22 protein-coding genes are annotated in these 24,441 nt (G+C 59.9%); 9 read left to right on the top strand and 13 right to left on the bottom strand.

The window, feature by feature from the left end; all coding sequences use genetic code 11:
• The first annotated feature begins 87 nt into the window (after positions 1-87).
• On the top strand, positions 88-1,077 hold the full coding sequence (locus DHV10_RS19800; RefSeq protein ID WP_109488117.1) for a phosphoesterase: 990 nt from the start codon (positions 88-90) through the stop codon (positions 1,075-1,077).
• Between the two features lie 84 nt (positions 1,078-1,161).
• Here the strand turns inward: DHV10_RS19800 and DHV10_RS19795 are convergent, their stop codons facing one another.
• Both DHV10_RS19795 and DHV10_RS19790 read right to left on the bottom strand, forming a co-directional pair.
• Positions 1,162-1,461: a hypothetical protein gene (locus tag DHV10_RS19795; protein WP_162601700.1), complete on the bottom strand. Its 300-nt coding sequence runs from the start codon at positions 1,459-1,461 to the stop codon at positions 1,162-1,164.
• Between the two features lie 56 nt (positions 1,462-1,517).
• Positions 1,518-2,132 carry an HAD family hydrolase gene (locus tag DHV10_RS19790; RefSeq protein ID WP_109488115.1) on the bottom strand — a complete coding sequence of 205 codons (615 nt, stop codon included), beginning with the start codon at positions 2,130-2,132 and terminating at the stop codon, positions 1,518-1,520.
• Between the two features lie 379 nt (positions 2,133-2,511).
• Between DHV10_RS19790 and DHV10_RS27835 the strand changes: the two genes are divergently transcribed.
• The 7 genes from DHV10_RS27835 to DHV10_RS19755 all read left to right on the top strand — a co-directional run bounded on the left by DHV10_RS27835 (position 2,512) and on the right by DHV10_RS19755 (position 9,262).
• Positions 2,512-2,859, top strand: a complete 348-nt coding sequence (locus DHV10_RS27835) for a helix-turn-helix domain-containing protein (protein ID WP_239461944.1) — start codon at positions 2,512-2,514, stop codon at positions 2,857-2,859.
• Positions 2,860-3,181: 322 nt separating this feature from the next.
• Entirely contained in the window at positions 3,182-4,015 is an 834-nt protein-coding gene (locus DHV10_RS19780) for an isoprenyl transferase (protein WP_476703842.1), read from the top strand.
• A 54-nt stretch (positions 4,016-4,069) separates the two neighbouring features.
• Positions 4,070-5,245 (top strand): AAA family ATPase, encoded by a 1,176-nt coding sequence (locus DHV10_RS19775; RefSeq protein WP_109488112.1) that lies wholly within the window; start codon positions 4,070-4,072, stop codon positions 5,243-5,245.
• Positions 5,246-5,313: 68 nt separating this feature from the next.
• Positions 5,314-6,141, top strand: a complete 828-nt coding sequence (locus DHV10_RS19770) for a phosphatidate cytidylyltransferase (protein WP_109488111.1) — start codon at positions 5,314-5,316, stop codon at positions 6,139-6,141.
• A gap of 31 nt (positions 6,142-6,172) precedes the next feature.
• Positions 6,173-7,327 (top strand): 1-deoxy-D-xylulose-5-phosphate reductoisomerase, encoded by a 1,155-nt coding sequence (gene dxr, locus DHV10_RS19765; protein ID WP_109488110.1) that lies wholly within the window; start codon positions 6,173-6,175, stop codon positions 7,325-7,327.
• A gap of 56 nt (positions 7,328-7,383) precedes the next feature.
• Positions 7,384-8,766, top strand: coding sequence for an RIP metalloprotease RseP (gene rseP, locus DHV10_RS19760; RefSeq protein WP_109488109.1), 1,383 nt, complete (start codon positions 7,384-7,386; stop codon positions 8,764-8,766).
• Between the two features lie 58 nt (positions 8,767-8,824).
• Positions 8,825-9,262, top strand: a complete 438-nt coding sequence (locus DHV10_RS19755; RefSeq protein WP_109488108.1) for an acyl-CoA thioesterase — start codon at positions 8,825-8,827, stop codon at positions 9,260-9,262.
• A gap of 249 nt (positions 9,263-9,511) precedes the next feature.
• Here DHV10_RS19755 and DHV10_RS19750 read toward each other — a convergent pair whose 3' ends face one another.
• The 3 genes from DHV10_RS19750 to DHV10_RS19740 all read right to left on the bottom strand — a co-directional run bounded on the left by DHV10_RS19750 (position 9,512) and on the right by DHV10_RS19740 (position 11,742).
• Positions 9,512-10,183: an HNH endonuclease gene (locus DHV10_RS19750; protein WP_109488107.1), complete on the bottom strand. Its 672-nt coding sequence runs from the start codon at positions 10,181-10,183 to the stop codon at positions 9,512-9,514.
• 40 nt (positions 10,184-10,223) lie between these two features.
• Positions 10,224-10,940 (bottom strand): hemerythrin domain-containing protein, encoded by a 717-nt coding sequence (locus tag DHV10_RS19745; RefSeq protein WP_275425932.1) that lies wholly within the window; start codon positions 10,938-10,940, stop codon positions 10,224-10,226.
• Positions 10,941-11,037: 97 nt separating this feature from the next.
• Positions 11,038-11,742 (bottom strand): Crp/Fnr family transcriptional regulator, encoded by a 705-nt coding sequence (locus DHV10_RS19740; RefSeq protein ID WP_109488105.1) that lies wholly within the window; start codon positions 11,740-11,742, stop codon positions 11,038-11,040.
• Positions 11,743-11,866: 124 nt separating this feature from the next.
• Between DHV10_RS19740 and DHV10_RS19735 the strand changes: the two genes are divergently transcribed.
• On the top strand, positions 11,867-12,403 hold the full coding sequence (locus DHV10_RS19735; protein WP_109488104.1) for a hemerythrin domain-containing protein: 537 nt from the start codon (positions 11,867-11,869) through the stop codon (positions 12,401-12,403).
• Positions 12,404-12,480: 77 nt separating this feature from the next.
• On the opposite strand, the gene DHV10_RS19730 is transcribed toward DHV10_RS19735, so the two are convergent.
• The 8 genes from DHV10_RS19730 to DHV10_RS19695 all read right to left on the bottom strand — a co-directional run bounded on the left by DHV10_RS19730 (position 12,481) and on the right by DHV10_RS19695 (position 24,428).
• The gene (locus DHV10_RS19730) at positions 12,481-13,572 is read right to left on the bottom strand and encodes a 4Fe-4S binding protein (protein ID WP_109488103.1); all 1,092 of its coding nucleotides are present in this window, start codon (positions 13,570-13,572) and stop codon (positions 12,481-12,483) included.
• Positions 13,573-13,660: 88 nt separating this feature from the next.
• Entirely contained in the window at positions 13,661-15,820 is a 2,160-nt protein-coding gene (locus DHV10_RS19725) for a VWA domain-containing protein (protein WP_109488102.1), read from the bottom strand.
• A 1-nt stretch (position 15,821) separates the two neighbouring features.
• Positions 15,822-18,887, bottom strand: a complete 3,066-nt coding sequence (locus tag DHV10_RS19720) for a TonB-dependent receptor (RefSeq protein ID WP_109488101.1) — start codon at positions 18,885-18,887, stop codon at positions 15,822-15,824.
• A gap of 48 nt (positions 18,888-18,935) precedes the next feature.
• Positions 18,936-20,834 (bottom strand): M56 family metallopeptidase, encoded by a 1,899-nt coding sequence (locus DHV10_RS19715; protein ID WP_109488100.1) that lies wholly within the window; start codon positions 20,832-20,834, stop codon positions 18,936-18,938.
• The gene (locus DHV10_RS19710) at positions 20,831-21,217 is read right to left on the bottom strand and encodes a BlaI/MecI/CopY family transcriptional regulator (RefSeq protein ID WP_109488099.1); all 387 of its coding nucleotides are present in this window, start codon (positions 21,215-21,217) and stop codon (positions 20,831-20,833) included. The genes DHV10_RS19715 and DHV10_RS19710 overlap by 4 nt, the downstream gene beginning before the upstream one ends.
• Before the next feature lie 97 nt (positions 21,218-21,314).
• Positions 21,315-22,550, bottom strand: a complete 1,236-nt coding sequence (locus tag DHV10_RS19705; RefSeq protein WP_239461943.1) for a TIGR03435 family protein — start codon at positions 22,548-22,550, stop codon at positions 21,315-21,317.
• 157 nt (positions 22,551-22,707) lie between these two features.
• Positions 22,708-23,385 (bottom strand): O-methyltransferase, encoded by a 678-nt coding sequence (locus DHV10_RS19700; protein WP_239461942.1) that lies wholly within the window; start codon positions 23,383-23,385, stop codon positions 22,708-22,710.
• A gap of 53 nt (positions 23,386-23,438) precedes the next feature.
• Entirely contained in the window at positions 23,439-24,428 is a 990-nt protein-coding gene (locus DHV10_RS19695; protein WP_109488098.1) for a polyprenyl synthetase family protein, read from the bottom strand.
• Positions 24,429-24,441: the final 13 nt, after the last annotated feature.

Below are 24,441 nucleotides of genomic sequence, written 5' to 3'. Positions count from 1 at the left end.
GACCTGCGCTCCTTGACACAACGGGCCTCCCGTATGATTCTTACTCTTCCGGGTTTACCGGAAGGGGCACGAGAGGAGCTGGTGCGGTTGCGGGTCAAAGTTTTCTATCACGATAAGTGCTTCGACGGGGCCTGTTCCGCATCGCTGTTCACGCGGTTCCATCGCGAGTGCATTGCGAAGGATGCCGCGTATGACTACCACGGCCTGGTGCACCGGGCCGGCGCGCTGTTCGATGAGAGCGAGTTCACGGGGGATGAGAACGCCATCGTCGACTTCAAGTACTCGGCGTCGCCGAAGATCACTTGGTGGTTCGATCACCATCAATCGGCGTTTCTGACGCCGCAGGATCATGAGCACTTCCTCGCCTGCCAACGCGACGCGCAGTGCAGCATGCGAAAGTTCTTCGATCCGAACTATACGTCGTGCACCAGCTTTCTGGCGCATATCGGCTCGACGAAGTTTGGGTTCAATACGGAGCCGGTTGCCGATTTGATTCACTGGGCGAATATCGTGGATGGCGCGCTGTACGAGAGTCCGGAGGCCGCGGTGGAGATGGCGGCGCCGGCGATGAAGTTGACGCTGATCATCGAAGCGACGCAGGATCCGGAGTTTATTCCGAAGCTGATTCCCCTGCTGACGGAGATGCCGCTTGCGGACGTGCTCGCGCAGCCGTTTGTGGCGAGTCTGCTGCCGCCGCTGCTGGAGCGGCATCGCGAGGGGATCGAGCTGATTCGGCAGCGGAGCGAAGATGTAGATGGCACGATCTTCTTCGACATTACGGATAGGCCGGTGGAGGGATACAACAAGTTCATCCCTTACTATCTGCATCCGCATGCGACGTATTCGATCGGTTTGTCGAAGTCGAGCTTCCGAACGAAGGTGTCGGTGGGATCGAATCCGTGGACCAAGGCTGATCCGGCGAAGATGGTGAACCTGGCGCAGGTGTGCGAGCGTTACGGAGGCGGCGGACACGCGCGGGTGGGTGCCATCAGCTTTCCGCCGGACCAGAGCGATTGCGCAAGAGAGGCTGCGGCGGAGATCGTGGCTGAGCTTAGAGCGAAAGATCCGATGAAATGAGATCGTTCTCACAGAAACCGAGCACACACACGAACGCCAGCCCCTGACCGAGGCTGGCGTTTTGCTCTCTGACCACGTCCAGTTCTAGTACGGGTTCTTGGCCCCGTCCTTCACGCCTTCGGCTCCGCCTTTGACCGCGTTCTTGGTGCGGTGGGCAGCGCGCTTGGTGTGGCGCTTAGTGGAGTGGTAGGCCTTCTGCGTGCCGTGCTTGACGGCGCGACCGCTGTCCTTGACAGCGTCTTTTGATTCCTGGCCGGCGCGCTTGGCATCCTGCTTGGCGGTGTGGTCTTCACCGGGATGGGGTTGCTGGCTGAACGCCATCATGGGTGTAACCGCCAGGGCGGTCCCGAGGAGCAATGTAGATATCTGTAGGGTCTTCTTCATACATAAAGAGATTCAGATTTCGTTGCTGGAGTTGTAGCAGAGTTGCTTCTTGACGGTTAAAGTCCTAACTCTTCAGCGCGACTCTTCATGGCTTGGAGACAGAAGGCGATGTGGGAGTCGAGGTCAACGCCTAGCTCAGCTGCGCCCTGAATGACATCTTCGCGACTGACGCCGCGGGCGAACGCCTTGTCTTTCATCTTTTTTCGGACGCCGGGGACTTCGACTTCTGCGAGCTTTTTGGTTGGTTTGACCAAGGCGCAGGCGGTAAGGAAACCAGCGAGTTCGTCACAGGCAAAGAGGGCCTTGTCGAGATGAGTGACGCGGGGAACGCCGGAATACTGAGCGTGGCCCAGGATGGCGGTGCGCATCTCCTGCGGCCAGCCTTGCCGCTCAAGTTCCTTGACTCCTACGAAGGGATGCTCCTCGGGAGTGGGGTGGCGCTCGTAGTCGAAGTCGTGAAGCAGGGCGGTGGTTGAGTAGAGATTGAGCAGACGGGTCCGTTCCGGTCCGGTGAGGCCGAGGCGATCGGCTTCTGCTTCGCCGTAGGCAGAGACGCAGATCTCAACGGCCTGGGCGTGCTTGCGCAGGTTTTCGGTTTGCGTCCACTCGCAGAGAAGCTTCCATGCTTGTTCGCGATCGAATTTCAGGTCAGCGTTTTCGGCCAGAGTCATGTCGTGAATTTTACGTGTTGCATTGTGTGGTTCGCGTTTTATTGGGTTTCTTTGGGTCTGTTCCGGCTTTCTTCGGTTTGCACCGAAATTTGTACTTGACAATTATGGTTCCGCAGCCGAAAGTAGCACTTATCGCGGTGCAATCTGCATCGCGAGGAGTACCTCGCTCTGGCACTCCGCAACTTAAACGATGGCTACCACTCTTGTTAGCGTGGACACACGCGAAGTCGTGCGTTGCGATTTCTGCAGTTTGGTGCAGTACAGAACGACCAATTCACTGTGCAGAAAATGTCGCAGACCCCTCGATATCGAGGAGCCGGCACCCCTAGCCCCCCAACTTGTGCAGCCATCACCGGCAGCGGCCTCGGCCGAGGCAGGCTTGCAGGTTGCGGCGCAGGTGCGCGAGATTCGCAAAGCACGTCACCTGAGCCAGCGCCAACTGGCGAGCCGGATGCAGGTGCCCCGCACCTACATCTCGAAGATCGAGAATGGCAAGGCGATTCCGACGCTGGGTTCGCTGGAGCGACTAGCCGAGGCGCTCGAGGTGGATATGCGCCAACTGGTACGCGATTCACGCAGCCGTCGCGAGGAAGAGGTGTCGGCGATCATGGCTGATCCCTTCCTGGCGGAGATTGCGGCGATGCTTCCGCATCTCGACTCGCTGCACCGGACGCTGCTGTATGGGTCGGTGCGCGATATGGCTACGGGACGGCGCAGGACCGCGTAGTCCGCGGCAAAGACCGATCTCTTTTCGACTCCTTTTTGGCGGGCGACGGGTGCAGTAAATGCCAGTCGCCCGGCCATCTTCTCTGACGAAGATGACGATCGATTCATGTGTGCCAAGTGTGACCGCATAAGCCTCGCCTCTTTGTGCTAGGCTCGAATGTGTCGCCGGATTTCACTAGCCTGCCGAGGCTCTTGAAATGGCAAGACAACGCGGTGACGGCGGAAGCTGTGCCAGGCATGTGAGCCGTCCGGCAACCCTGTCACGAAGTGCGGAACGGGCCCCATGCCCGGTTACGTAGAAGAATTCTACTGAGGCATTTTCCTTGCATCCAACTGGCATGCTGCGGATCGATGAGCTGAGCGCAGACGAGCGCGCCATCTGGAACACGCTCAAGCCGGAGCGGCTGCCGGAACACGTGGCCATCATCATGGATGGCAATGGACGCTGGGCCGGACACCGTTCGCTCAAGCGATTTCTCGGGCATCAGCAAGGCGCAAAAAGCGTTCAGCTGGTGACGGAGACTGCGTCGCGCATCGGGCTGCCGTGGCTAACGCTGTATGCATTCTCGCTGGAGAACAATCTTCGCAGGCCGAAGGCTGAAGTCAATTTCTTGATGAGGCTTTTGAAAAGCTACCTCGAAAACAATGTACAGCGGATGAACGATAACAACGTGCGCATTCGCTACATCGGACGCGTGCACGAGCTGCCGCGCGAGGTGCAAGACAAGATGCAGTGGGCGCAGGAAGCGACGACGCGCAATACCGGCACCACGCTGACGCTCGCGCTGAACTACGGTGCGCGCTCAGAGATGGTGGATGCCTGCCGCGCGCTGGCTCGCGAGATGCAGCAGAAGGGCGTTGCCCCCGAGCGCATTACAGAAGAGGATCTGCACCGGCATCTCTACACGGCGCACATGCCTGATCCCGATCTGCTGATTCGGACTTCGGGCGAAATGCGGATTTCAAATTTCCTGCTGTGGCAGATTGCGTATACCGAGATCTTTGTGACGGAGCGGCTGTGGCCCGATTTTCGCGGTATCCATCTGCTCGAGGCGATCGCAGCGTTCCAGCGCCGTGAGCGGCGATACGGCGGACTGAGCGACAGCGTGGGCGAGGTGGAAGAAGACGCTGAGCGGATCAAGATCGCGGCGAGCTGAAGAAGTTTCTCCGCCGTTCCATCGCGCATTTGCACCAAGTATTCTTTCCAACACATGATCCACACGCTCGCGGTGTCGGGCTATCGGTCGTTGCGGGAGCTTGTGCTGCCGCTCGGGCAGTTGAATCTCGTGACGGGAGCGAACGGCACGGGCAAGTCGAGTCTGTACCGGGCGCTACGGCTGCTGGGAGATGCCGCGCTGAATACGGTGGTGTCGGCGCTGGCGCATGAGGGCGGGCTGCATTCGACACTGTGGGCAGGGCCGGAGACGATTGCGAAGAGCGTGAGGCGCGGTGAGCATCCGGTGGAGGGAACTCCGCGCCAGAATGCGGTGAGCCTGAAGCTCGGGTTTTCCGGCGATCCCTACGGCTATTGCATCGATCTCGGCTATCCACCACCGGGGCAGTTGGCGTTCCCGCTCGATCCGGCGATCAAGCGCGAGTGCATCTGGCATGGAGGCGTGTATCGGCGGGCAGCGGTGTTGGTGGATCGCAACAATCGGCTGGTGCAGACCGCGCCGGCGAAGATCGCGAAGCACGAAGAGCCGGAGTACCTGACGAAGGAGCTAAGTTCGACGGACAGCATGCTGGCGACGATTGCTGATCCGCAGCGCGCGCCGGAGATGCTGGCGGTGCGCGAGGCGATCCGGGGCTGGCGATTCTATGAGGGATTCAGAACGGATACGGCTTCGCCAGTGCGAGTTCCGCAGGTGGGGACGTTTACGCCGGTTCTGAACAATGACGGGACCGATCTGCCAGCGGCGCTTGAGACTATTCGCCTGTTCGGCGCCCGCGAAGAACTGGACCGGACCATCGACGATGCGTTTCCGGGGAGCCGCGTCGTGGTCGATCAGCAGGCCGGGCGTTTCGAGGTTCAGCTCAGACAGCATGGGCTGCTTCGGCCGCTGGCCGCTGCGGAGCTTTCGGATGGGACGCTGCGGTATCTGCTGTGGACTGCGGCGCTGCTGACGCCGAGGCCTCCGGAACTGATGGTGCTGAACGAGCCGGAGACAAGTTTGCATCCGGATTTGCTGCCGGCGCTGGCCCGGTTGATTGCGCATGCGGCGGAGCGAACGCAGCTGATTGTGGTGTCGCATTCGCCCCGGCTGATCGAGGCACTGGGGCAGAACCCGCGGTGCAATCGGCTGCACCTGGAGAAGTCGTTTGGGGAAACGGTGCTGGCCGGAGCGACACTTTTCAACACTCCCAAATGGGAGTGGCCGAAGCGGTAGGGCGCCGATAGGGGCACTGGCCTGGGTTCTTCGCGAGGGCGGGTCCGGCGTGTATTCTCAACCCTGGAATGAAACGAGTTCTCACTGCCTTGATTCTGGCGCCGCTGGTGCTGGTACTGGTGTTTATCGGCCCCAAGTGGCTGATAACAGCAGTCGTCGCGGGTGTGGCGATGCTGGCGGCGTGGGAGTTTCTGGCGCTGACTGAGCAGCGTGGGGCAAAGCCGCCGAAGGTGCTGACGCTGGGCACGATTGCCCTGCTTTTCGCCGGGAATTATCAGTGGCCGGATGAGACGGCGACGGTCTTCGGGCTGTTCTGCATTGTTCTGCTGGTGTATTGCACGTTTGCGTCGCCGGTGGAGCGGGCGCTGGCGGATGCGACTTCATCGGTGTTTGCGCTGTTCTATCTGGGGCTGACTCTGCTGCCAATTCCCATGCTGCGCGAGGCGACGAACGGGCCGTCGCTGCTGGCATTTCTGTTTCTAACGGTCTGGGCGGGGGATACGGTGGCCATGTATGCCGGCAGGGCGTTTGGGAGAAGCAAACTGGCGCCGAATCTGAGCCCGAATAAGACGTGGGCAGGGGCGGTCGGGTCGGTTGTGGGCGCGATGGCGGTGGCGGGGATCCTGCTGGCGCTGAGCACGTATCTGGCGCAGTGGAACTCCGTGAAGCTGTCGTATTCGGACGCGCCGTGGTGGTACTGGCTGGGGCTGGCGGTCGTGGTGAATGTGGCGGCGCAGGTGGGCGATCTGGCGGAGTCGGCGCTGAAGCGGTCGGCGGGCGTGAAGGACTCAGGGACACTCTTGCCTGGGCATGGGGGCATTCTGGACAGGATTGATGCGCTGCTGCTGGCGGCTCCGGTGCTATGGTACGCTCAGGTGATACGGACTCGCTTCTAGAAACGTTGCATTCACTGGACTTAGCTGAACGTTGAAACGCCTCGCCATTCTCGGTTCTACGGGCTCCATCGGCCAGAGCACCCTCTCCATTGTTGAGCAGTTTCCGGATCGCTACCAGGTGGCGACGCTGGCAGCCGGCCGCAATGTCGATGAGGCTTTTGCGCAGGCGGTGCGCTGGCGGCCGAAGGTCGTTTCCATGGCGACGGAAGAACTAGCAGCCCGGCTGTGCAAGAGGTTGGACGAGGCAGGTGTCTCCGGAACGCAGGTTGTCCACGGCAGTGAGGGGACGGTGGCCTGCTCGACACACTCTGAGGCTGATTTCGTGGTCTCTGCGATTGTGGGTGTTGCGGGGCTCGAGGCTACACATGCGGCGATCCTGGCGGGGAAGCCGGTCGGACTGGCGAACAAGGAATGCATGGTTGCCGCTGGAGAGATTCTGACGGCGGCGGCGCGGGAGCGGAATGTTCCTATTCTGCCCATCGACAGCGAGCACAACGCAGTGCACCAGTGCATGCGGGTAGGCGACCACAGGGAAGTGAAGTTTATCTGGTTGACGGCTTCGGGAGGGCCGTTCCGGAAGACGCCGCTAGCCGAGTTCGCGGCGATCACGCCGGAGCAGGCTTTGAAGCACCCCACGTGGGTGATGGGACGGAGGATCACGATTGACTCGGCGACCATGCTGAACAAAGGGTTGGAGATTATTGAGGCGTGCCGGCTTTTTGACGTGCCTTCGAGCCAGGTGCGGGTGACAATTCATCCGCAATCGACGGTGCACTCGCTGGTGGAGTACGTGGATGGGTCGATCCTGGCGCAGATCTCGGTCACGGATATGAGGCTGCCGATCTTATATGCGCTGGCCTACCCGGAACGGCCGGCATCGAACTTGACCTTCGACCTGGGCGCGCTGCGGCATCTGGATTTCGAGGAGCCGGATTCTGAGCGGTTCCCGTGTCTGCGCCTTGCCTATGAGGCGGCGGAGAAGGGCGGGGCCCACTGCATTGCCCTGAATGCAGCCGACGAAGTGGCCGTGGAGGCCTTCCTGGCCCGCCAAATCCCATTTACTGGGATAGCGGGTACAATTGAAAAAGTGCTCGCGTCCACCCCCGAGTCGCACCCCGCCACCATCGCAGAGGTGCTGGCTTCGGACCGGGAAGCGCGGGAAAAGGCTCACGCGCTCGTAGCCTGAGTCCGAGTTGCCGCCCGAGTCGATCGCGCGGTGCTGAGGTTTGAATCTTTACATTTATGCATGATTTCTTCGTATCCGCAGTAGCTTTTATCGTCCTTGTTGGGTTGATGGTGGTGGTGCACGAATTTGGCCACTTTATCGTCGCCAAGCTTTGCGGAGTTCGCGTCGAGGCATTCTCGGTGGGTTTCGGGCCACGCCTTTTCGGCGTGAGGTATGGCGAGACCGACTACAAGGTCTGCCTGCTGCCCCTGGGCGGCTTTGTGAAGATGACGGGCGAAACCCCTGACGGCATCCAGACCGGCAGCGGGCCTGAGAATGTCAGCGATTTCGATCCGGGCTCGTTCATGAACCATCCGCGCTGGCAGCGCATGCTGATTGGCGTGGCCGGGCCGGTGTCGAACTTCATTCTGGCGTTCGTGCTGATGCTGATTTACTTCAACTTCATCCACGAAGTGCCGGACATCCGCACGACAAAGATTGAATGGGTCACGCCCGGCTCAGCGGCGGACCAGGCGGGGTTGAAGCCCGGGGATGTGGTCACGAAGATCGACAGCCGCTCGAATCCGGATTACCAAACGTTCTACGACGTCGCGGCAGAAAACAAAGGGCGCGCAATTCCCCTAGCCGTGAACCGCGATGGCGGGGCGTTTCAGAGCTCACTGCAGCTGCCTGCGAACGTAGATCCGCAGCACTACGATCTCGACAAGGCTGGTCTGTTTATTCAGGATGCGCAGAGCCCGATCGCGATTGAGCAGGTGAGCCCGGACTCTCCAGTGCAGCGGGCCGGGCTGCAAAAGGGCGACAAGATCCTTGCCATTGACGGTCACTCGTTCCACTCTGTGCTGCCGCTTGTGGACTACATGCAGCACGTGGACAAAGGTAAGCCGGTGACGCTCTCGATCGAGCGCAATGGGGCCACGTTGGCACCGATCGCGGTTCAGCCTTACCAGCAGGACGGAAGCTGGCGGCTGGGATTCCAGGGCGCGATTCCGGATGATTTTTCGGTGCGCGCTGAGCCGATGAGCTTCTCGAATGCGGTTGCGGAGTCGCGCGATTTCTGCGCTTCGAGTTCGCTGCTGATCGTCAACGTGCTGAAAAAAGTGCTGACGCATAAGGTCTCGGTGAAGCAGTTGTCGGGCCCGGTGGGCATCGCCGTTGCGGCAGGCCAGGCGGTCAAGGAGCCTTACTGGTCGGCGAAGTTTGGCCTTGCGGCGAGCATCAGCTTGAACCTCGGCATCCTGAACCTGCTGCCGTTCCCGATTCTGGACGGCGGATTGATTCTGCTACTGGCTGTTGAAAGCATCATGCGGCGCGACATCAACATGATGGTGAAGGAGCGCATCTACCAGGCGGCGTTTGTGGTGCTGGTAGCCTTCTTTGCGTTCATCATGTTCAACGATGTAAGCAAGCTGCAGATGTTCAATCACCTGAAACCGTAAAAGCAGTGATCAGTCGTCAGGGGTCACTGATTAGAAAAGCAATGGAAGATTGCGCGCGATGCCAGTGACAACTCATCAGGTGCGGGTGCGGTATGCGGAGACGGACCAGATGGGGATTGTGTACTACGCCAATTACCTGGTGTGGTTCGAACTGGGGCGCGTGGAACTGCTGCGGTCGCTGGGGCTGGCCTACAGCCAGCTTGAAAAAGAGCACGAGTGCATTCTTCCTGTGGTTGAGGCGACCTGCCGGTATCGATCGCCCGCGCGGTATGACGATGAGATTCTGATCGAGACTCGGCCCGCATTGCTGCGGGGCTCAGTGCTGAAGTTTGCCTATCGTATCCTGCGTAAAGGTGCGGACGGCAAAGAGCCGACGCTGCTGGCGGAGGGTGAGACGGTTCACGTCGTCTGCGATGATCAGCTCAAGCGCAAGCCGCTGCCGGAGCATTACGCGGATGCGCTGCGAAGGATCATGACGGAGCGGCATTCGCGCTGAACGGGAAGAGCCCTCAGGGGCTAAACAGGTTGCTGAAAAATGCGCCGGTCTTGCCAGGACTCATCGAAACCGTCCCGCAGCGGCTCTAATTGCACCCCTTATCGGCACAGATAAATCTGTGCCCTTTAAAAAACCAGCCGTTTCGGACTTTTTCCAGCAACCTGTAAAGCCCAGTGCCTTAGTTGGCCTTGTTCGGCACGACTGAAGTCGTGCCCTTTCAAAACAACTCCGCATGTTTTCCGATCTGGGTCAGGAGAGCTTGTTTGGGCCGCGCGTGTTGCATTCGGCGCATGTCGTGACGAGATTCTCCGCGCTTTCGTCGCCGCCCTCCTCCGGAGACTTCATGTAGTCCATCGTCGCGGTGAAGCGTGTGAGCTGCTTATCGCACCTGCGGCATCTGTATCCGTCGCGCTCAAATACTTGCATGCGCCTCTTGTGCGCGCCATTGTCTGAGAGAGGAAAGAGCTCCGTCTCCTCGGCCATGCGCTGGGCGCGGAACCTGCGGCAGGCTTCGATCTCGTCTGGGATGAGCACGCGATAGAGCGTGCCTTGCCGATTGGGCTCGCCAAGTTTCTGGATTGCGCCGATCTCTTCGAGAGCGCGCAAGGTATCCTGCACCTTGCCAAAAGAGATCATGTTTTCCTCTGCGTCGGTGTAGGAAGATTTGACGACAGCGCGACGGAGCGTGCTGTGGCTTACGCGGATTTGCGGATTGCCATCTTTCGCGATGGAGTGGCGAAAGAGGAACCAGTAGAAAGCCGCATCGTGAGCCGTAAGGATGGGCTGGAGATCGTCGACTACTTCTCCGATGATGTCCGGAAGCTCCAGCGCGCTGAAGCCGAGGTCGCCGCGCGGTCGGGCGGCGACCTCACTCTCCAACTCGCTCAGAAGCTGCCGGATCTTTTCAACGCGCGGATTCATTTGCAGAGCATTTTACGCCGCGGAGCGAGAGGAGGCAGCACTAAAGCCCGGACAGAGCGCCTGTGGAATCCTCGAGTTCCACGGCCCTTGGAAATAGGATGTCGTCCTCGAGATAAATATGTTGCTTCAGGTCTTTCTCGAATGCGCGCAGGCCAGTGTGGAAGGAGACGTGATTGGCGCAAGCCCATTCGGGAGCGGTGAATCCGTTTGTGAGCGTGCGGAGTTCGGCGATGATGCTCGACGCGGTCTCGTGCTCGTTCATCATCATCCGAATTGGCTGAGTAATGCTGCGGAAGCATGAGCTTGCGGGTGGAAGCGCGAGGCCGAGATGCTGATCAAGATGGACAATAAAAGGGAAGAGAACATTTTCTTCCTTTTCAATATGCGCGATCATCTCTTGCTGGAGCTGTTCCATAAGTCTGTCGACCGGTACCAACTGCGGCGCGCGCTGGCCATGTTTTGTTGCCAGCTTGTGTGCGAGGAATGCAAGCCTGGGAATCTCGTGCCGGACGAGTTGATGGTGACGCCGAACGATATGCTGCACGAGCTTCTCAAGCGACATAGAGGCGGGATCGACAGGCGGAGCGCTGTTCCGATCCGCTTCAGCTGCTTCGAGCTTTTCAAGCACCTGCTCGACCGAGAGCTGCAGATTGGAGCAAGCCTGGGTGAGAGACTGGCCGGCGCTGGAACAGAGATCAATTTCGAAGCGTTGCAGCACCGAAGCTGCTGAAGCCTGGGAAGCGACGATATCACGTATGGATTGAGTGGCTGTAATTATGGAAACTCTCCACCTGCAACGGTAGTGAGTTGCGAGCAGGAAGCCAGTAACTTATGTCACTCGTGCGGAGATTTGTTCAGCTTGCGGGTTCAAGCTGTGCGGTAAGGCCCTTGAGGTCGCGAACGACGATGTGGCGCGCGTCGACTTCGAGCAGGCCCTCGGCCTGGAGGCGCATGAGGTTGCGGGAGATGAGCTCGCGCACGGTGCCGAGCTGGCTTGCAAGCTCCTGGTGCGTGGAAGGGAGCTGGAATTCGATGCCGCGATCGCTTTTTGTTCCCTGCGATTGCGCGAGCTTGATCAGCAAAGCGATGAGGCGTTGGCGGATGGTGGTGAAGGAGAGCTCTTCAATAATGCCGACGAGCCTGCGGAGACGAGCGCCGACCTGGGCGAGAACTTTGAGGGCTACTTCAGGGTGTTCAAGGCAGTAGGCGTGAAAGTCACGGCGGGAGATAAAGGCGATTTCAGCGGCTTCGGTTGCACTGGCGGAGGCGGGGTAGGGCCCGCCATCGAAGACGGGCAATTCGGCCACGGTGTCGCCGGGTCCATTGACGGCGAGAACCTGCTCGCGGCCGTTGACGGAAGTTTTGAAGATGCGCACCTTGCCGCGCGCGATAATGTGCAGGCCGTTGCAGGGCTCGCCTTCGGAGAAGAGCAACTCGCCGGAGACGAAGAGCTTTCGGACCGTGCGTGCGGCGAGCAGCTGGAGTTCGTTGGGCGAGAGATCGGCAAGCAGCGGGCCCTTTGCAAGTACCTGAGAAAGATCGATGCGGGGCGTGGTCACGCTCGGATTTTAGCAGGGAGAGACTTTGGTCACTGCAGGGAGAAGGGTTCCAGGATTGTGATTGCAAAAGGATCTCGTTTGTCTCGAAGACACATCTAAACTCGAGATAGAAGTGGAGAGCGTGATGGGAATTCAGATAGGCGCGAAGCCGGACGCAGGCTTCGATGATCCGATCGGCATGCTGAAGGATTGTCACCGGCGCATCGAGCAGTTTTTGCATGTTCTTTGCCTTGTGGTGGAGCGTGCGCCAGGGCGGGCACTGACTGACGAAGAGGCGAATGCGGTGAAGTCGGCGCTCAATTACTTCAGGGTTGGCGGGCAGCGGCACGCTGCGGATGAGGAGGAGTCGCTCTTTCCGCGGATGCGCGCCGACGAGAGAACTGCCTCGGCGCTGAAGGAGATTGAGACGCTGGAGACCGATCATCGCCAGGCAGACGATCTGCACGCCGCCGTGGAGAAGCTGTACACTTCGTGGCTTGAGGGCGGAGCACTCAGCCCTGAAGAGCTTGAGCAGCTTCGTGCGGCGACGGAGAGGCTGAAGCAGCTTTATGATGGACACATCCGTGTCGAAGAGAACCTTGTATTCCCCCGTGCGGCGGAAGGGCTGGATCGCGAAGCGCTTGCGGAAATCGGCCAGGAGTTTCGGGCGAGGCGTTCGTAGCAAGCTTTTCAGGAACCAAGGCGGACCTCATGCGAGATCCGCCTTTTGTTTTGCCGTAAGTAGAAGGAGAGCATTGGCTACATGCCGGGGTGCGTGAGCTGATTCGCGCGGGGCACCAGATGCATGTAGACCTGCTCGGGAAGGTTCGTCTGCCAGTGGTTGGTGGCGCGCGCGAGCAGGACGACTCCGAAGAAGATGTAGGCGAGAACTGCGGTGACCGCCAGCGGAGTCATGGAGCGGAACTGCCAACGCGCAGCCGCTGTCGGGGCTTTGCGAGGAGGCAGCGCGAACTGAAGTGCGTCCTGTGCGGGGCAGACCGAGACACACGCCATGCAGGCTGTGCACTCGACGGTGCGGATCTGCACCAGTTGATCGACCGCGAGCCCGGCAGGGCAGGCCTTCGAGCACTTTGAGCAATCGATGCAAGATTGTTCATCGCGGCGAATTTTAACGGGGCTGAGCAGAGAAGCAAGGCCCATCAGCGCGCCATAAGGACACAGATAGCGGCACCAGAAGTTCTGCACGAGCGTGGAAAGCAATATGAGAAGTCCGATCACGACGGCAGCGGTGATGCCCATGTCGCGGAAAAAGTTCATCATCTTCACGTCGACGAGGAGGCCGTAGGGCGTCTGCATGAATCCGTCGAGCGCCTCGGCAGACATGACACCGATGACGGCAACGAAGAGCGCGAGGAGTATGTACTTCAAGCTGCGCAGGGGGATATCGAACCATTTGGGCAGGCGGAGATTGCGGCCGAAGAAGCGATGGCCGATGCGCCACAGGAATTCAGAGAAAGTGCCGACGGGGCATAGCCAGGAGCAGAAGGCCTTCTTGAGCAGGATGCTCATCAGCATGAAACCGATGAAGAGATACATGGCGGCTGGATGGATAGCAGGCACGCGGCCCGTGAGGAGGAGGTACTTGGTGTTCATCAGCCCCGCGATGGGAAGCCATCCTTCTACTCCTGCTGGTCTCGATACGCTGAAGCCTGCGCCGCCGCGCTCGTAGAAGCGCGCCCATAGGTAGAACTGAATTCCGAGCCAGCCGTTGAGGAGAAGAAAAAGCCCCTGGACGATGTGTCGAATGCGCTGTGACTTGTCGTGGCCAAAGCGGCGGATGAGGGGCTTCTTCGTGGGTTGTTGTACCGAAGGGGCGGGTTGGGTGGCCATGGTTCTTGCCTCTTATGCCACACCGTACAGGGTAGAAAAGAGGCAGGCAGCGACTTTGGTCACACGATCCAAACAGCTGATTTGAAGGCTACTGAGCGATGACGATTGGGGCGCGCCAGAAGTTGGCCTTTGCGCCGGCCGGATCGAGTACCGTGACCTGGCAATCGTATCGGCCCGGCTTGAGGGCAGCTGCGCTTACATCGAAGCTCAATGACGCTACGCCGAGACGGGTGGCCGGATTCGGACTGACAGCGATGGGCTGCGTCTTGAATGCTTCAGAGCCGTTGGAATAGAGAGTGACAAATGCCATCAGCGGGACGGAGGATGCCGGAGAGGCAGCCGGCGTCGACGCGGCCGCGGAGGCGCCGGCAGACGGCTTGTAGGCCTGGAGGTAGACGTAGATGTCGCGATTTTGCGCGAAGACGCGCGTGACTCTGGGGACCAGCTTCTTGCCGTCCTGAACAAGCGGGTTCACGGCGTTGTCCTTTGCGCGCTCCTTGGCTTTGGCTGCGTCATAGATCGCGTCCTTCATGTCGATGCGCTGACTGCTGAGGACCACGGAGCTGATGGGCACTCGCTTGTCTTCCTTGTTGAGGTTGGGGATGACAAACGTAGTCTGGTAAGTTCCGATGCGTCCAGTTTCATCGTCGCGAGCGAGGAACTTGATCATGTAGCGGCCGGGGAGGAGCGTGAAGCCGGTGTCGTATTCGATGGGACGATGGGCGAGCTCCGCGGCGGTAGCATCAGAGAGCTTGATGTTTACGAAGTCGCGGACGTTCGAGACTGTGGTGCCGCCAACCATGTCCTTAATTTCGCCCACGAAATCGATGAGCGTGTGTTCGGCGCCGCCGCGCTTGGCAAGGGCGAGCTCGCGGCCGGGAATCTTGACGATGATGGGAACGAAGTACTCCGCGCGATTGAGCTGAAAGTGGTCGATCTCCATCGCGATGGACAACTCGGTGATGGGGTCTTCGAGCATCAGTGCATCTTCCAGCTGGCGTTCCTTATCGACGGCGGTGAACTTGCTGAACTCTTTGTCGGCGTAGTAGCCCTGCCGGTAATCGAGTTTCGCTTCAGTGGCCTGATTGTTGAGGGCGATCTTTACGCGGCGGAAGCGTCCGTTCTTCGCGGGGTTTGTCGTGTAGTAGCCGATGATGTAGTAGTCGGATATGGAGTCCTGCGCCTGGACGATGCCGCGATCGAGATCGTTCGCATCGAGCAGCGCCTTGCCGCCGGTGTCGGCTGCGAGCGAATACATCGTGTCCTGCGATGCCTTGAACTCAAAGCTCACTGCGTTTGCTGCTGCGCCGGTGTAGATGCCGGCGTTGCCTTGCGAGCCCTGGGTTGCGTCTCCCAGCGGAGCCTCGGCGACGAGGCCGCGCGCATCGATAGGCCAGAAGGAGACTCCGGCTTTGATGGCTGCATCAACGGTGGCATGGAGCTGCGCCTGGTTGTCGACGCCGTTGAGCCGGAGACCGCCGGCGAAGTAGATGAGCGACTTCTTCTCATTGAGATTGCCGAGCATGTGCGCCGCAGTTTGCAATGCGGAGAGCTGGCGGTCGGTGTTGAAGATGTTGAACTCGCTGTCATCCTGGCCGAAAGCGGATCCAGTGTCGGAGCTGCTTGCATCGTCGGCGTCCTGCGCGGAATCCTGACCTTCGCCGACGATCAGCGTCTCGAGGATACTGAGCAGGCGATCGCGATTGGCGGTGAAGTCCTGCAGGATGTCGACCGAGCCGTTCTGGTAGCGCATGATCGCAACGAGATCCACGGAGGTCATCTGGGTGCGGATGAACTTCTGCGCCGCCTGAAGTGCGCGGATCTGGTCTGCGGCCCGCATCGCGGACATGTCGAAGTAGAGGGCAAGAAGACGGCGGTTCTTGTAACGCTGGTTTTCAGTAGTCTCGGGCGCAATGCGCTCGCGGGCTAGACGCTTATAGATTCTGACGTCTTCGTCGGAGCGCTTTGAGTCCGGAAGTGGCTTTGCGTTCGCGGCGAGATCCTGGTGCTCGAAAAATTTGATGGTTTGTGCAACGTTGTCTTCGGTGACGGTGAAGTCATTGGCCGTAAGCCCGTGAACAGGGTTGCCCTGCTTGTCTTTGACGACTACGGCCTCGACGACAAGTTGAACCTTGACAGAGAGCGTGTAGTTCTCCTGCGCATCTTTGGGGCGATTCTGGCCGATCTGCTGCGCGTTTAAAAATCCGGCGAGCGTCAGAGAGAGCAATGCCGCGGCGAGCTTGCGCATGCTAGAACCTCACCCGCATTGTGCCTTGAAGACTGCGCATTGAGTTGACCGACTGAGGCAGACCGAATTGCGTGCTCTGCACGATGGTGTTCCAGCTGCTGAACACCGGATGGTTAAGAAGATTGCTCGCGTCGATGCGGGCATCGAGGTAGAAGTGCTTGTTGGGGCGGAATGTGCGCTGCATCGCACCGTCGAGACTGAAGGTGTTGGGGCCGTTGATGGAGTTGCGGCCCGCGTTTCCCCAGGTGCCGGCAACCGGTGCGGTGAATGCGGCTGAGTTGAGGTGCGCGCCGTTCCGGCCGCCGTAGATGGGAGCACCGGTCAGATCGGGACGGAGCGGGCCGATCCAGCCAGTGCCGGGAACTGCGGCGGGGAAGCTCGGGGTCTGCGGCATGCCGGTGCCCACGGTGAACTGCGTCATTAGCGTCCACTCCTTCAGCGCACGGCCTCGCCATCCGCCGAGCAGCGTGCCGCCTTCGAGCCCTTGTCCGGTCGTGTACTGCGCCTGAAGGTTGAGCAGATGCCGTTGGTCAAACGAGGAGAGCGAGCGCTCGGATCTGAGATCGAGCCAGTTCTGCGCGACCTGAGCGGTTGGTGAACTTGAGCTCTGAGCTGGCTGGGCCGCGAACTGCGTCTGGGCTGCGCCGGTCTGATAGCCTTGTCCGCCAAGCGATGCGTCGTTGTCGATCGAGTTCGAGTAGGTGTACATCAGCGAAGCGGCAAGGCCTGCGCGAAGACGACGACGCAACTGAAGCTGGCCAGATTCGCGGATGGAGTTCCCGCCGGAGGTCTCGTACAGGAAGCCGGACGGGCAGCCGGGGCATGGATCCGCAGCGTCAAGGGGATAGCTGTTGGGCAGAAATTGCTGAACCCCGTGCGTACCCTTCACGCCCATGTAGGTTGCCGTCATCTGCAGTGCCCAGGGCAGGTCGCGCTGAGCTGCCAGTTGCCACACCTGCGCGTAACCGACATGAAAATGCGGATCGATGCCGAAGGTGTCGGGAGTGGTTGTGCCGCATTGGGTGAAGCCGTCGGCGAGCGTGAGGGGGCATGCTGCGCTGTTCTGCTGCTTGAGACTTTTCGAGAGCGGCGCCTGCTGCGCGAGCTGCAGCATGGGCGAGAGATAAACCGAGGTGTCGTGGTAGATGCCGTATCCGCCACGGATCACGATTGTCGATGCGGGAATGGGACGCCAGGAAAATCCGATGCGCGGCTCGATTCCCGAGCGATCAGGATGCACGAGCGAATGTGGATATGCGCGGCCGGAGACAGGACCGACAGGGTTGGATGCGAGCACTGGAACAGCCTGCGCAAAGCCGGGCGCGATATCGAGATTCACGAGACGATTCTTAAGCTCGGTCATTGGAGCGCCGTATTCGTAACGAGCGCCGGCGTTGATGGTGAGGATCGGCATCACGCGCCAGTCATCGGTTGCGTATGCGTCATAGACAGTCTGGCGAAGATACTTGTCTGCATTGCCGAATGCGATTGAGCTGGTGTCGGGTGCGCCGATGAGGAAGTCGGCGAAATCAGAGCCCGTGACCTGGCCTGTGAATCCGAAGCTGCCGCGCGGGTCCTGCTGGAAGAAGTCGTTGAACTGCTCCTTGCGCAGATCGCCGCCTGCAGTGATGTTGTGGCGCCCGCGATAGAGCCCGATCGAGGCCGAGTAGCCGTCAGTACGGTTGCGATTGAAGGCGCTCTGCGAGTCTGAGAGGGAAGCGATGCCGCTGTTGAAGCCGAGGGCGGGCGGTCCCCAGTTTGCAGGGTCCTGATTGTTGCCGGTGATACCGGCGGCGCCGGAGATGTTCTGCTTGTTCTGAAACTCGGGCCGCACGAGCGCACGCAGACGGCTGAAGTGATTACCGGCATAGAAAAAAAGATGTGAGTTGAGGCGGTGCGACCAGTTGAGGTTCGAGTTCAGTCCCAGCGTGTCGGTGGTGTCGACAAAGCTGAAGAGACTGACGTTGTCTGCGCGTATGCTTTCGAGATTGAATGTGCCGTACACCTGGTCTCGCTTGCCAATGGTTTTATCCATGCGCGATTGGAGCTCATCCTGATGACTGCTGTTCAGTACGGGAATCTGAAAGTTATAGAGCGGATTGCCGGTGACGTTCGGCAGGGGGTAAAGGGCGAGAAGGGCCGCGGCCTGCGGGCTTACCGGGACCTGATTGTTGGCGAAGGGCTGGCCCGTGTTCGGATCGATGATGGTTGCAGGCTGGCCTGGGGCTCCGGCGAGATCGCCATTGCGTTCTGCGAGCGTAGGCACGAGCGCGGACTGCGTCAAAGCGTTATGATTGCGCATCCACTGATAGCCGACGAAGAAGTTGGGGCCATTGCGCGGGAGCAGATGCGGGATTCTGAGCGGACCCCCGAATTCAAATCCAGCGGTGAAGCGGTCGTAAACGGGCTTCGGTGTTGAAAAGCCGCTGAGTGAATATTGCCGTGCGTCGAGCGCGGAGTTGTCGAAGGTAAAACGCAAGCCTCCGTTGTAGAGATTCTTGTTGTTGAATCGGCGATTGCCGAAGGCGCGATCGAGCGAGTATTGCGAGGTGGCGGCGTTGTTGACGCTGCCGTTGACGAGGAAGCCATCGCTGCTGTCCTGGCTGGCTTCGCTGGCCGGCTTGGGGATGTCCGCCGCTTGTTGTCCTGCGGGAGCGTCCGGCTTCTTCGCTGCTGATGGTGTGAGCGCTGGAATTGGAGTAGCAGGAAGCGGGGGAGGAGCGGCCGCGAGTGACTTCAGGTCCGCAATCGGTAGCAGTTTCAGCTCCCATTTAGCCGGACCCATCTGCGGCGCAATGGTCACGTCGGCATGGATGGTCTCGAAGCAAAGCATCTTCACTTCGATCTTCCACGCGCCATCGGGGAGATCGGCGAAACGGAAGGTTCCGCCCTCGTCGGTAGTGACGCTAATGCTCTTGTCGGCCTGCGTCGCGGTGACGGTCGCGCCGGGGACGGGGAGCCCGCCAAAATTGACCTGTCCCGAATAGGCAGAGGCGAGGGCTGGGATCGATGCACCGGCGCAACTCAATGCGATGATCAGGAGTCTGATGATTTTGCGCGCACGCATTTTCCAATCACCACTGCGGAGCCGGGTCAAGTTGGGGAAGGCCTCTCGCTAGTTTTCTGTGGGCAGGTCGATGTGGTCGATTACGATCACATCCACTTTGCCCTTTTCCGACTGGAGTTTCAAGCCGAGTTGTTCTTCAAGAGCGGTAAAGAGTGTCGGACCATTCGGATCGATGGAGCTATCAGCCTGGGGAGGCGGTCCGCCTGCGCCGGGAGCCATGCGCGGCATCGTGCTTTCATCGGGGGTCCATTTCAGGTTGAAATCGTAGTTGCCGGTCAGCCCGGTTTTGTCCACAACCGAGCGTCCTACCAGCGCTGAGAGCGCGTGTGCCAGGAAGGGCATTCCTCCGCCATTCGCGTCGATTTCACCGGGGCTCATCCGCATCATGCCGGGACCACCGGGGCCGGGACCTTGCCGCGATAATCCAGCCGGATGCGCGGGGCCATCGGGTGCTGCAGGTCCGCCGGGCGCACCGGGTGCTCCGGGCGGAGGTGGGGGAGGCGCAGTGGAGACCTTAAGCTTGGGACCGCCTTTTGCGATGAGGAGTGTATACATCGGCAGTTCGCGAGTCTCATGGTGGTACTTCAGGCCGAAACGCTCCTCGAGCAGGGGCAGCAGCATCGTACGCCGTTGCTCCATCTTGAGCTTGTCGAGCTTTGGCGCGTCTTCAGGAGAGACTTTTGCGGCGATGTCAAAGCGCTTCGAGCGCACCCAGTCCGGCGCACCGTCGATGCGATCGCGTTCTACTCCGAAGGCCTGCTGCAGCAGCATCTGGACCTGAACTCCGTTGAACTCAGCACCATCGGGCGTCATCATCATCCTGATTCGTCCGTCCTGATCGGTGGACGGCTTGACGGTGGCAACTTCGTATTTCGGAATGTCTGGAGTTGGGTTTCCTCCTTCTGCCTGGCCAACGAAAGATTGTCCGTGCAGCACGCCGTATTCAAGGGGTGCTATGACAAGGATGATCGCTGCGGCGAAGAGCATGCACTTGCGTCCAAAGCTCATTGCTCTTCCAGAGCGCTGCGACATGATGCGGAAGATGCGCTGCTTCAAGTCGGCTCCAGATACGCCGGAGACGCATACTGCGGACGGCTCGATGCAGAAGGAGCAGACTTTTAGTATGCCTTGCGCGTAGGCCTCAGGCTGCGAACTCTGCTCGAGTACTCGCTCGTCGCAGGCGCGCTCGCGTTCTTCGCTCAGGCGGGCAGTCATCCACCGGACAAAAGGGTGGAACCAGAAGATGGCTTCGACGAAGGAGTGGATTGCGAAGGTTAGATTGTCGCGGCGGCGCACATGCTCTATTTCGTGCGCCATGATCGCTTCGATCTGCGCGCGATCGAGACGGCGTGAGAGTCCGGCAGGCCAGAGCAGGACGGGACGGAAGATGCCGAAGATGCCTGGCTCCATTCCGGGAGAGGAGAGCAGCAGCTTGATGCGGGACTGGACGCCTGCACGGCGCTCAGCCTGGAGGAGCGCGTCGAACTCGTCACCTTGGGAAATCTCTTTCGCTGTGCTTACCGCGCTTGATGCGCTCAGCCAGCCTGAGATCCACTTGAAAAGGAGCACAGCAAAGCCGAGGAACCAGACCGCAAAGAGAACTGTAACCAGGGTAGAGAAGTGATGAACGTATGACGCGGCACTCACGGTCTGAGCCGGCGCGATCGGGGCCTGGCGGACAGGACGCGTGAACTCTTCGATGATTGTGTAGAGTTGCGCGTCGTGGATTGAGACTGGTCTGGCCAGATGCGTTCCCAGCGAGCTGAGCAGTTGGAAGGGCAACAGGAACTTGATTGAAGCCAGCAGCCAGATACCATAGCGTACGCGAGCGGCGTTGTTGCGAAGCGCCAGAGTCAGCAAGAACGCAAGCAGCGCGACCGCTGTCGATTGCCAGAGATGGTTGAGCAGTATGGCAGGCCAACCGGAAGAGAACAGATCGAATGTCATCTTGATTCACGCTCCTTGCTGAGGCTCTTGAGAAGACGCTCTGCCTCCTTTACGTCTTCAAGCGACAACTTGCCGGACTCGATGAGGTGCGTCATCACGGGCTGAGCGCGGCCGCCGAACAGAGCGAGTAGATCGTCCATGAGGCGGCGCTGCGCGGAGTCGCGCGAGATTGCGGGCGCAAAGATGTGAAAGTTGCCTACCTTCTTGAGACGGCGTAATGCACCTTTTGCCTCCATGCGGTAGACGGTGGTTTGGATCGTGGTGTACGCGGGACGTTTCTTCTCTGGGAACGACTCCTGAATTTCACGGATGGAGCACTCAGTCTTTGCCCAGAGTGTTTCCATGATTTTGAATTCGAGTTTGGACAGTTTCGCCTGCGGCACCCTAATCTCCTACATATGTAGTAATAGGTACCACGCTTGTTTGTTTCGGGTCAACGCCGTTCGTCACAAAGTCGAGGACGTAGTCTGCTGTGGCGATCTAGTTCGCTGACGGCTTCTCGACGTGATCGATTACGATCGCATCGACGCCGGTCTTCTCGGCCGACAGTTTCAATCCAAGTTCCTGCTGGAACGCGTCATACAGGCTAGGAGCCGATGGTGCCGCGGCCTCCGACGAGCCATTGTTTCCCTGATTCGGGAATTGAGGCGGATGGCCACCAAACTGTGAGTCGTCAGGGGCGAAGGTGCACTGAAAGTCGTAGCGGCCTGTAAGGCCCGTTTTGTCGACCACAGGCCGATCGAGCACAAGGATCTGCAGGAAGCCAGTGAAGTTGGGGATTGCTGCGTTGATGACGTTCAGAGTGATTCCGCCAGTGCCGGGCCGTATGCCAATGCCTGGGAGGGTTCCTTGAATCTGCGTTGGCTTCAGCTTGGAGCCGTCCTTGCTGACAGACAGTACGTACGCCGACATCTCGCGTTTTTCACGGTGGAACTTAAGGCCGAACCGATCCGTGAGAAGTTTGCGGATCATGATGCGAACCTGTTCAGGATTCGGGGATCCCTCCTGTTCGGGGACGGCTGAAATGTCGTATCGATCTTTGTCGTACCACTCCGGAGCGTTCACAATCTGCTTCACCTGAGCCTCGTAGGCAAAGGAGATCAGGTCAGCGAGAGACGAGGCGCGCGTTTCAAAGTTGCGTCCCCGGAGCGTTAGGCCCTGCATGCTGGTGGCGCCGGAGTTGTTGGGCTTGATCGTCGCGACTTCGAAGTTGGGATCGACCTCTTTGGCCATCGGCTTCGGTGGCGGCTGCGGCTTGGGGATTTCCCATGCGGTCTCGGGTGTGGCGCGGGTCAGCACGAGAGGCAGCGGATTCGGTCCCTGGCTCCAATTGCCGTCGATTGTTTTGCCGTCCGGGCTGAGTTTGCCAGTGAAGGTGCCTCCAATCAGCTTCAGTTCCATCTTCACGTCGGAGCCGTTCACAGTCACGGAGTCGAGTTTGAGCGGCTGTCCACCCTGGTCGATGCTGTAAAAGTTGCCCTCATATGCCCCCTTGTCGTTCTTCGTGACCTTCACGACGGTGCGTAGATCGCGGCCGGCATGGAGCGTGCCTTGCCAAGTGTCGGCGATGTCGTGCGGAGAAGCGGGCGCGGTCTGAGCCTGAGCCTGGCCGGCGGTGCCTGTTTCGGGCGAGTTCAAAAACAGAAGTGCAGCAGCGATAGACGACGCCATGAACAGCTTGGGAAAGAGGCGACCCACTCGGGAGGCGATGAGCATTGGCAGGTTTCCTTTTCGACCGGAAGGCTAAACAGAGCGCGATCCAGCAGGTTTTGGGGAACGTGCTGAGGATACACGCATCGGGGCGATTAGGCGCTGGCTTTGTGATTGGCGGTGAGGGAGTTGGGCGCCGGGAGATAGCGATTCGCTGGACTCTTCAGGACAGGACGATCGAAATGGCCAAGCCGTCGTAGCCTTTGCTGCCAACGGTTTGCAGCACCGTGCTGCTGAGGCGCGGCTGGGCTGCGATGAGTTCGGTAAAGCGGCGGACGCCCTGGATGTTCGGGTCGGGACTGTGGGGTTCGATGACTTTGCCATCGCGCACCACGTTATCGGCGATGATGAGGGTGCCGGGGCGCGAGAGCTTTAGGGATTGCTGAATATATTCCGGATAGCCGGACTTGTCGGCGTCGATGAAGATGAAGTCGAAGGGTGCGGATTTTTCGCGGATGAGAGCAGCGAGAGACTCCGATGCGGGGCCGAGGCGCAGCTCGATGCGATCGGAGACGCCCGCTTCCTGGAAATTGCGTTGCGCTACTTCTGCGTGATGCGGATCGAGTTCGAGGGTGATGACTTTTCCGTTTGGGCCGACAGCGCGCGCCATCCAGATGGTGCTGTAGCCGCCGAGTGTGCCGATTTCGAGGACGCGCTGCGCGGCGGTCGCACGGATCATGAGTTCCAGAAACCGGCCCTGGAGGGGAGTGACATCGATGGCTGGAAGAGCAGCGTTGCGGTTCGCTGCAGTTGCGGCATCGAGCGCTGGATCAGGTGGGATCAGCGCGTCGGTGAAGAAGCTGTCGACTTTGTCCCAAATCTCAATCGGCTTGTCGGGCAAAGCGAGTCTCCGGGAAGTGAAGTTCGCGATTGCTATCGAGAGTTCGAGAGGGCCTACTTGTCGCGCGCGACTACGAAGTCGGGAACCCAGAGCAGGGCCCGCTTGAAGTCCGAGTCAGCGAATGAAGCGAGCGCATGGCGGGATTGCTCGGCGTAGCGGTCGGCCGCGGCCATGGCGTATTCAACTGAGCCGTTGCGGCGCAGGATTTCGCGAATCTGCTCGCGGCTGACGTACTCAAAGCTCCGGTCATCGAGCACGCGCTGGATGGTCTGGCGTTCGCGCGCGGTGCCATGGTCGAAGGCGTGAATCACTGCAAGTGTGGTTTTTCCTTCGCGCAAGTCGCTGGCCACGGGCTTGCCGAGGACTTCTTCGGTGGCGGTAAGGTCGAGGACGTCATCGACGATCTGGAAGGAAAGGCCCACGGCCCGTCCGTAGGCGGCTAGCTTTTCTTCCTGAGCTTCGGTCGCTCCGGCGAGAACGGCGCCGAGGCGCATGGATGTTGAGAAGAGGCAGGCGGTCTTGCGGAAGATGAGGTCGTAGTACTCGGCCTCAGAGACAGCCTTGCCGAGCTTCTGAATCTGGAGGAGTTCGCCTTCAACCATCTGCTGCGTGAGGCCGATGAGCAGTTCGAGCACGCGCAGGTTTTTCTCTTCGAGCGCAACCTTGAATGCCTGCATGTAGAGCCAGTCGCCGGCGAGCACGCATTTCTCATTGCCCCAAGTGGTGTTCGGCGATGGGCGTCCGCGGCGGGTCTGCGCGGCGTCGATGATGTCGTCGTGGACCAGAGTGGCGGTATGCACCATTTCGACGACGGCGCCGAGTCGGATGGCGCTCGGGCCAGAGTAGTCGAGCAAATGAGCCGTGAGCAGAAGCAGCGAGGGGCGAATGCGCTTGCCTCCGCCTTCGCGCAGATATTCGGCGATTTCTGTAATGGTGCTGACGCTGGAGGCGGCATCGCGGCCGAGCTCCTGCTCGATGGCTACGAGGTCTTCCCGCAGCAGTTCGAAAACCTCTTTCGCCGTCGCTATCGCCAGGGTGCTCAAGTCGTCTCGCGCC

The organism is Occallatibacter savannae (genome assembly GCF_003131205.1).
In the GTDB taxonomy this organism is placed as follows: Bacteria; Acidobacteriota; Terriglobia; order Terriglobales; family Acidobacteriaceae; genus Telmatobacter; species Telmatobacter savannae.
This window is presented reverse-complemented; position numbering and strand designations above follow the sequence as displayed.